This is a genomic window from Faecalibacterium longum, assembly GCF_040094125.1.
Taxonomy (GTDB): domain Bacteria; phylum Bacillota; class Clostridia; order Oscillospirales; family Ruminococcaceae; genus Faecalibacterium; species Faecalibacterium longum.
Window position 1 is genome coordinate 47,574 of sequence record NZ_JBBNIH010000161.1, and the last position, 6,166, is coordinate 53,739.

Here is a 6,166-nt window from a genome sequence, read left to right on the forward strand (position 1 = left end):
GGTTATGATCCGTACGCAGGAAGCGACCGGCAAGACGGTCGATGAAGCACGCACCAACGCCTGCGCTCTGCTGGGCGTGGAAAAGGACGACATCAACGTTAGCTACGAAGTGCTGGAAATGCCCCAGAAGACCGGTTTTCTGGGCCTGAAGCTCACTCCCGCCAAGGTCCGCGTCAGCGTCGAGCTGCCGGACGAGCCTGTGGCAGCTCCTGCTGCCCCCGTTGAGGAGTCCACTCCCGTTGTGGAGGAGAAGGCTGCTCCTGTGGCGGCTGAGCCTGTCGTCGAAGAGACTGCCCCTGAAGCTCCCGCTGCTGTGGAAGAGCCTGCTGCTCCCGCTGAGGAAGCTGCCCCTGCCGAAGAGCAGGCTGCTCCCGCCGCAGAGGGCGAAGAGGTGGAAGTCCCCATCAACATCGAGGAGAACGCCAAGGTCAAGGCCGCTGTGGACTACCTGAAGGATGTCATCGAGAAGATGGGCGTACAGGACGTCAAGTTCAGCGCTGTGCAGAAGGGTGAGGCTACCATCATCCGTCTGGACGGCGAGAAGATGGGCGCCCTCATCGGCCGCCGCGGCGAGACGATGGAGAGCCTGTCCTATCTGGCAAGCCTCGTGGCAAACCGCCTCGAGGGCGACTACATCAAGCTGGGCCTCGACGTGGCCGGCTACCGCGACAAGCGCGAGAGCGACCTGACCGCACTGGCGCAGCGCATCGGTGCCAAGGTGCGCCGCACTGGCCGCAGCTTTGCCATGGAGCCCATGAACCCCTACGAGCGCCGCATCATCCACTCTGCCATCGGCAAGATGGAGGGCGTCCGCAGCGAGAGCAAGGGCGAGGGCCGTGACCGCCGTGTGGTCATCTACTCCACCGACCCCAACGCTGTGGCTGAGAGCGCAAATGCACGTCCCCGCGGACCCCGCGGCGGTCATGACCGCAACGGCAATGGCCGCAGCGGCGGCTATCATCGCGGCGGCGAGCGCCGTGGTGACCGGAATGGCCGTGGCCCGCGCAATGGCGGCGGCCGTGGCGGCTACCGCTCCAATGTGCCTGAGCGCACCTACACCCCGCGCGATGCCGAGAATGCTGCTCCTGTGGCACCCAAGCGCACCGAGCGTGTGGATGACTTCGCGGATCTGAGCTTCGGCAAGATCGAGCTGTAAAAGCTGAATGATAAGACCCTCTCCCGCATGGCGGAAGCCGTGCAGGGGAGGGTCTTTTTTGTGCGAGGAACACTATAAATTTACACATCTTTTGCATGAAGATGGTTTACGATGAAAAGCGAATCTGAAAAAATAATTTAGGAAGAAAAGTCGTTCTTATCGGAAAATTGGAGAATATGCCCAATTCCGGAAGAAATTTTTCTCCTACTTGCACATTGTAAAACAATGTCGGCAAGCCTTATACTAGAGCTACAAATGCTTCGGAGTGTATACCAAGCAAAAAAGAGAGGAATTATTATGGAACAGAATAAGATTTCCCGCCGTAATTTCCTGCGCGTGGCCGGTGCATCGGCTACCACCGCCGCAATGGGCGGTCTGGTCCCGGCTGCTTCCGCTGCCGGCATCAAAGACCTGTGGAGCATGGACCTGCAGATCCTTGCCACCAGCGATACCCACGGTAAGTTTGACCCCTGGGATTACGCCGCCAACAAGGCCGACGCCTCCGGCAGCGTGGCCCAGCAGGCAACTGCCATCAAGGAGAACCGCACCAAGACCACGCTGGTCGTGGATGCAGGCGACACCATTCAGGCAAACTCCGCTGAGCTGTTCCTGAACGACGATGTCCACCCCATGATCGCTGCTCAGAACGCCATCGGCTACGATGTCTACGTCACCGGCAACCATGAGTACAACTATGGCATGGCCACGCTGGAAAAGGTGCTCTCCCAGCAGAAGGCCAAGGTGCTGACAGGCAACGTCTACAGCCCCGAAGGCAAGCCTCTGGCTGACGGCTACACCATCATCAACAAGGGCGGCGTCAAGATCGGCGTCATCGGTATGGTCACTCCCAACATCACCCGCTGGGACGCCAAGAACCTCGAGGGCTGGACTGTTACCAACCCGGTGGACGAGAGCCGCAAGATCATTGATAAGATCAAGAACGATGTGGATGTCATCATCGGCGTTATGCATATGGATGTTGACAATGAGTATGGCGTCTATGGCTCCGGCGTCACCGACCTGGCAAATGCCTGCCCTGAGTTCGATGTCATCGTCGCCGCTCACGGCCACAAGAGCATCCCCAACAAGATGATCAACGGCGTGCTGGTGGTCGAGAACAAGAATGCAGGCGCCACTGTCTCCGACATCCACGTCTATCTGGAGCGCGGCCTGAACGGCAAGTGGAAGGTGAAGGACCGTACCTCTGAGAACCTGACCATCAAGGACTACGCTCCCGACCCCGAGCTGACCGCTCTGCTGGCAGAGTACGACCAGCGCGCTAAGGACGACGCCGTGACCCCCATCGGCCAGCTGGTCGGCGGTGATCTGGCCCCCGAAAACGAGATCGACTGCCTGCCGCAGGCCATGGTGCAGGATACCGCTCTGCTGGACTTCATCAACGAGGTACAGATGTACTACACCGACGCTCAGGTGGCCGCAACGGCTCTGACCTCCATGACTTCCCAGATGCGCGAGGGTACCATCCGCAAGTGCGACATGGCAAGCATCTACACCTACCAGAACACCCTGTACAAGCTGCAGATGAACGGCTGGCAGCTGCGTCAGTTCATGGAGTGGTCTGCTGCCTTCTTCAAGACCTGGGAGCCGGGCGATGTGACCATCGCATTCGACTCTTCCGTCCGCTACTACCTGTACGATGCCTTTGCAGGCGTCAAGTATGACCTCGACATCTCCAAGCAGCCCGGCAACCGCATCCAGAACCTGACCTGGATGGATGGCCGTCCGGTGGAGGACGATGACAGCTTCGTGGTGGCCGTCAACAACTACCGTGCCACCACCCAGCTGCTGACTTATGCTGACATCTTCAAGGAGGGTGACGAGCTGCCCAAGCTGCTGGAGATCGACGTGCGCGGCGATGTGGGCGGCATCCGCGAACTGCTGGGCGAGTACATCCGCACCGTCAAGGGCGGCACCATCGAGCCGCACGTGGACAACAACTGGAAGCTCGTGGGCGACAACTGGAACGCTGCTGATCACGAGAAGGCCGTCAAGCTGCTGCGCGAGGGCAAGCTGGCCCTGTCGGAGAATGCCGACAGCCGCACCCTGCCCGGCAAGGCCATCACCACGGCCGATATTGCCGCATTCTGATTTTTCTTTCATACGCAACGGGGTGTGCAGTCTTTCAGGGGCTGCACACCCTTTTTTGCTGCACAATAAAGTGAAGGATCAATGGGTAATATAGCTAAATTTAATTACCGCTTTTTAGCATATCATAGAAAATAAACGCTGGGATGCGCTGGATGTTTTCTTTTTGGGAGCTTCATGATAAAATAAGAAAAACCCGCAGAATAAAGGGGAAAGTGCGCCCTCGTGCAGTGCGGGGACGAATGCGGTTTGAAAAGAGGATGGCTATGGAAGCATTGCGAAAGCTGCTGTATGCGGAGATGTCACGGGAGGAGTACAAAGCCTGTCTGCCGGATATACAGCGCTCCAACCGCCAACGTGTGACGGCCTACCTGGGGATAGCCTGTGCGTTTCTTACAGTTTTATGGATACTGTCTGGGGCTCTGGAATTTTTGCGGCCCAATATGCCGGCCTATATGATAGCGCTGGCCGTGTGCATGGGCCTGCAGGCGGTCAACCGGACATTCCCGGGAAAAAACGGCCTGCTGCTGACCTGGCTGATGTACGCCTTTGAGGCTTTGCTCTATGTGCTGGGTATCTATCTGGGCATCCATCCTTCTCCCGATACTCCTACGGTAAGCTTTATTGCGTTTTTGCTGGCAGTGCCGCTGCTCTTCGTCATGCGGCCCATCCAGCATATCTTGAATGTCGTCTTTTTCGATGGTATTTTCATCCTGACCTGCTTTTTGTTCAAGAGTAAAGAGACGCTCCCAGTTGATATTCTGGACGGCATGGTGTTTGGTGCGGTGTCCTGCATCATATCCACCTTCATCATGCTTTCGATGCACGAAAATTTTTCCATCCGGCACAAGCTGCTGGGCATCGCGGAGACGGACTTGAACGTCGGCCTGAAAAACCGCAACGCCTACGAGAGCCAGATGCACGACTACCCGATGCACTGCAGCAGCACGCTGAGCTGTGTTTATCTGGACGTGAACGGCCTGCATGAGCTGAACAACACCCGGGGCCACGCGGCAGGCGACGAGATGCTCAAGACCGTGGCAGCCAAGGTGCGGGACATCTTCGGCGAAGAGTACAGCTACCGTGTGGGCGGCGATGAGTTCGTGGCCTTTGCGATGGACAAGAGCGCCGAAGAGATGCGCGCGCTCATCCACAAGCTGGTGCAGGAGGTGGACGAGGCCGGTTACTCGGTGGCCGTGGGTACAGCGACTCACAGCGCGGGCGGCATCGACATGGAAGTCCTCGTCAAATCGGCCGAAACACGGATGTATCTGGCAAAGGAAGAGCACTATCGCCTTGCCGGGAAGACCCGAGAATAAAATGCAAAAGCGGTACGCTGCCGGACTCCCCGGCGGTGTGCCGCTTTTTTGCGCAGCATATTTCTTTTTTTGGCGGTTCGTGGTAGAATATACTGTATTCATCTGCGCATAAGGAGGGGAGAAGATGCAGCATTCGACCATTGCGGCCATTGCTACCGCTCCGGGTGCGGGCGGCATCGCCATCGTGCGGCTGTCCGGCCCGGAAAGCTATGAAGTGGCAGCGAAGGTGTTCCGTCCGGCCAACCCAGCCAAAAAAGTCGCGGACGCCAAAGGCTATACGGCCATGTTCGGTGCGTTCGTGGAGGGGGAAGAGGCTTTCGATGAGGGCGTGGCGCTGTTTTTCCACGCGCCCCACAGCTACACCGGCGAGGATGTGGTGGAGCTTTCCTGCCACGGCGGCAGTGCAGTCGCCCGGCGGCTGGTGGAAGCCTGCATTGCGGCGGGCGCATCGCCTGCCGCTCCCGGCGAGTACACCCGCCGCGCTTTCCTGAACGGCAAGCTCAGTCTGACCCAGGCCGAAGCTGTCATGGACATCATCTCCGCCGATGGCCGACAGGGGGCCGCGCTGGCAAATGCCTCCCTGAACGGTGCGCTGGCCCGGAAGATAGCGGCCCAGAAAGATGCTCTGACGGCTTTGCAGGCCCATCTGGCCGCCTGGGTGGATTTCCCTGAGGAAGATGTCCCGGAACTGAGCCAGAGCCACTTGTGCGAGGTCTTAGGCGGGGTAGAGCAGGAGCTGGACGCCCTCATCCAGAGCTACGATGCGGGCGCTGTCCTCCGCGAGGGCGTGGACTGTGCCATCGTGGGCAAGCCCAATGCGGGCAAATCCACCCTGCTCAATCTGCTGGCCGGATTCGACCGGGCCATTGTCACGCCGGTGGCCGGAACCACTCGCGACGTGGTAGAGCAGGCTGTTCAGCTGGGCGACGTCCGGCTGAATCTCTTCGATACCGCCGGTCTGCGTCAGACGGAAGACGAGATAGAAGCCGAAGGTATCCGCCGCAGCTGGAAGAAGCTGGACGAGGCGGGGCTTATCCTCGCCGTCTTCGACGGCTCGGAGCGCCCGACCCGGGAGGACCTGGAGCTGGCTCAGCGCTGCGCGGGTCGTCCGGCCATCGCGCTGGTCAATAAAGAGGACAAGCCCACCCGGTTTGACGCAGAGCTCATCGCACCCTATTTTGCGATGGTGCTGCCGGTCTGCTGTCAGGAAGAGGGGGCGCGGAAGGTCATCGCGGCGGCGGTAGCCCGCCTGCTGGGGACCAACCAAATCGACCCCCATGCCGCCAGCCTCTCGGGACAGCGGCAGCTTTCCGCTGCCACCCGCGCTCGGGATGCCGTAGCCGGAGCGCTGGACGCCGCGCAGGGGCTCGGGCTGGACGCTGTGTCAGTCTGCGTGGACGACGCGCTGGATGCACTTTGCGAGCTGACAGGAGAGAACGCCTCGGAGGCGGTCATCAATGAGGTGTTTGAGAGATTCTGCGTGGGGAAATAAAAATCAATTTTACGCAGGGTTAAGTTCTCTTTTGCGCACCAAAAGAGAACCAGAAAAGTGCCCGCTACTTTCGAGGCGCGGGAGGCACGAACT

At 59.3% G+C, this 6,166-nt stretch carries 4 protein-coding genes; all 4 read left to right on the top strand.

Annotation, left to right across the window (positions count from 1 at the left end; all coding sequences use genetic code 11):
- Window positions 1-4 precede the first annotated feature (4 nt).
- The 4 genes from jag (at window position 5) to mnmE (ending at window position 6,073) form a co-directional block, all read left to right on the top strand.
- The gene (gene jag / locus AAAU26_RS10685) at window positions 5-1,156 is read left to right on the top strand and encodes an RNA-binding cell elongation regulator Jag/EloR (protein WP_227619242.1); all 1,152 of its coding nucleotides are present in this window, start codon (window positions 5-7) and stop codon (window positions 1,154-1,156) included.
- Window positions 1,157-1,453: 297 nt separating this feature from the next.
- The gene (locus tag AAAU26_RS10690; RefSeq protein WP_227619243.1) at window positions 1,454-3,265 is read left to right on the top strand and encodes a 5'-nucleotidase C-terminal domain-containing protein; all 1,812 of its coding nucleotides are present in this window, start codon (window positions 1,454-1,456) and stop codon (window positions 3,263-3,265) included.
- Between the two features lie 263 nt (window positions 3,266-3,528).
- Window positions 3,529-4,581 carry a GGDEF domain-containing protein gene (locus AAAU26_RS10695; RefSeq protein ID WP_227619244.1) on the top strand — a complete coding sequence of 351 codons (1,053 nt, stop codon included), beginning with the start codon at window positions 3,529-3,531 and terminating at the stop codon, window positions 4,579-4,581.
- A 124-nt stretch (window positions 4,582-4,705) separates the two neighbouring features.
- Window positions 4,706-6,073, top strand: a complete 1,368-nt coding sequence (mnmE, locus tag AAAU26_RS10700) for a tRNA uridine-5-carboxymethylaminomethyl(34) synthesis GTPase MnmE (RefSeq protein ID WP_227619245.1) — start codon at window positions 4,706-4,708, stop codon at window positions 6,071-6,073.
- Window positions 6,074-6,166 lie beyond the last annotated feature (93 nt).